Origin of the sequence: Microbacterium deminutum, from assembly GCF_039530205.1 — a bacterium.
In the GTDB taxonomy this organism is placed as follows: domain Bacteria; phylum Actinomycetota; class Actinomycetes; order Actinomycetales; family Microbacteriaceae; genus Microbacterium; species Microbacterium deminutum.
Window position 1 is genome coordinate 120,030 of sequence record NZ_BAAAOG010000010.1, and the last position, 1,984, is coordinate 122,013.

Here is a 1,984-nt window from a genome sequence, read left to right on the forward strand (position 1 = left end):
GGTGTGCACGGTGACCGAACCGGTGGACGGCTCGTCGGCGTCGGTGTCGGTGACGACGACGGTTGCGGGCAGTCCCGCGACGATCGCCGCCGACCAGGTCGCCGCCGTCACCGTCACCAACACGTATGCATCGTCCTCGGATGCAGGTCCCCTGGCGGGCACCGGTGCATCGGTCGCGTTCGGCATCCCGCTCACGGTCGGCTTGATCCTTCTCGGAGTCGGCGGTGCATTTGTGTCACTGAAGCACCGGCGCCGGGGCACACACTGACCTGAGCGTCGAATCCGAGGCATCCGCTTTCCGTTTTTCCCGGGGTCGCACCCAAGCCGACCTCATGCCGTGGTCTGCCCATGACACGGCAGCGAGTTCTCGCTCGCAGACGGGTCGGTCGTGCACGGGCCGGCGACCAGTTCCTGCAGAGAGGGTCCAGGGCTCAGGCGCCGGATAGGGCGCGGCCCAGGATCCTTGATCCTGGGCCGCGCAGCACAGGTCTACTTGAACGTGTCCTTGACGTCTTCGCCGACCTTCTTCGCGCTGGCCTTGGCCTGGTCCATGTCGCCCTCTGCCTCGAGCCGCTCGTTATCCGTGGCCTTGCCGACCGTTTCCTTGGCCTTGCCTGTCAGATCCTCAGCCGCGTTCTTGATCTTGTCGTCCACGCCCATGCTTGTCTCCTTTTGTATCCGTCGCATCGGGATCACCGGTGCGACTCCTACGGTGATCCCACCCCGCCGGGACGTTCGCGTACAGGGGGTTGACGGCCGTCGACATCACCTACCTCGGTGTTCGTCGGTGGTCGAAGCCTTGCGAGTCAGCAACGCCCTCAGGCGCTCCCGGACCGACGCAGCTCGTGCACGATCTGCCGGGTTGCGCCAGCCCTGGCCGGCGGTGGGCTCCGATGCCACGATGTGCGAATGACACCGACATCGGACTTCAGCCACTGGCACGACACTCGCCTCCGCCTGCTTCTCATGATCGCCACGGGTGTGATCGTCGGAGTGGTCGTCAGCATCACCGCCGGCCCCCAATATGGCATCACATCCGGGTGGGCCGCTGCCTGCGCCCTCTACATCGGCTGGACCTGGGTGTCGGTGGGGCGGCTCGATGATGCGCAGACGGAGAAGTACGCGACTCGCGAGGATCCGAACCGCGCGACCGCCGAGGTGCTTCTTCTGATTGCGAGCGTGGGGAGCATCGTCGCCGTGATCTTCCTGCTCGCGGGCGCGAGAAACGCGCCCGGGGCGGGCAAGGAGATCATTCCGATCCTGAGCGTGTTGAGTGTGGGACTGTCGTGGTTTCTCGTGCACACCCTGTTCACACTGCGGTACGCGTCGCTGTACTACACGGGATCGAACGGCGGAATCGACTTCAACGAGGACGAACCTCCTCGTTACGTGGACTTCGCGTACGTCGCCTTCACGCTGGGCATGACCTACCAGGTCTCCGACACCGACCTCGAGACGCGAGCGATCCGCGGCACGGCGTTGCGGCAGGGCCTCCTTTCCTATCTGTTCGGGGCCGTCATCCTCGCGTCCGTCGTGAACCTCGTCGCCGGCCTCGCCAGCTGAGGCAGGACACGGAACGTGGACTCGACGCATCGGGACGCCGGCGCGGTGGCGTTTGATCATGATTATGTCAACCCGGCGCGGCGAGTCCGCTCGGGTCATGGCCCGGCGCCACGCGTAAGCCCAGCGGGTCCTTCCTCAGCCTGACGAGTGAGGGTCGTGCAGCCGCAGGATTTGTTGGAGAGGAACCATTCCCGATGGAGGGTCGTTCCCCGACATCCGCAGCAACGCGCCCTACTCCGCCCTGGGGAGCTCCGCAACCCCGTGTTCCCCGGAAGCCCCGCGTCTAGCGTTGCATCAGTGTCAGGGTGACAGTGCCGCGTTGCGGTGGTTGGATCCTGATCACCTGGTGTCTGGCTCGTAGCGTCCCTGCCGCTCCCGTTGGGGTTGGCGTTCATGCGTTTTGCCGATGCCGGGTGTGATG

3 protein-coding genes are annotated in these 1,984 nt (G+C 65.5%); 2 read left to right on the forward strand and 1 reads right to left on the reverse strand.

Going from position 1 to position 1,984, the window contains the following annotated elements:
- Positions 1-49 precede the first annotated feature (49 nt).
- Positions 50-268: a hypothetical protein gene (locus ABD212_RS19045; RefSeq protein WP_425561297.1), complete on the forward strand. Its 219-nt coding sequence runs from the start codon at positions 50-52 to the stop codon at positions 266-268.
- A 221-nt stretch (positions 269-489) separates the two neighbouring features.
- Here the strand turns inward: ABD212_RS19045 and ABD212_RS17520 are convergent, their stop codons facing one another.
- A complete protein-coding gene (locus ABD212_RS17520; RefSeq protein ID WP_344097130.1) occupies positions 490-660 on the reverse strand; it encodes a CsbD family protein in 171 nt (56 codons plus the stop codon).
- 249 nt (positions 661-909) lie between these two features.
- Here ABD212_RS17520 and ABD212_RS17525 point away from each other — a divergent pair, with 249 nt between their 5' ends.
- Positions 910-1,563: a DUF1345 domain-containing protein gene (locus ABD212_RS17525; RefSeq protein WP_344097132.1), complete on the forward strand. Its 654-nt coding sequence runs from the start codon at positions 910-912 to the stop codon at positions 1,561-1,563.
- Positions 1,564-1,984: the final 421 nt, after the last annotated feature.

What these genes read in the sequence shown, in the direction of transcription:
- ABD212_RS17525 (WP_344097132.1), top strand. Translation starts at nt 910, where the DNA reads ATGACACCGACATCGGACTTCAGCCACTGGCACGACACTCGCCTCCGC.
- ABD212_RS17520 (WP_344097130.1), bottom strand. Translation starts at nt 660, where the DNA reads ATGGGCGTGGACGACAAGATCAAGAACGCGGCTGAGGATCTGACAGGC.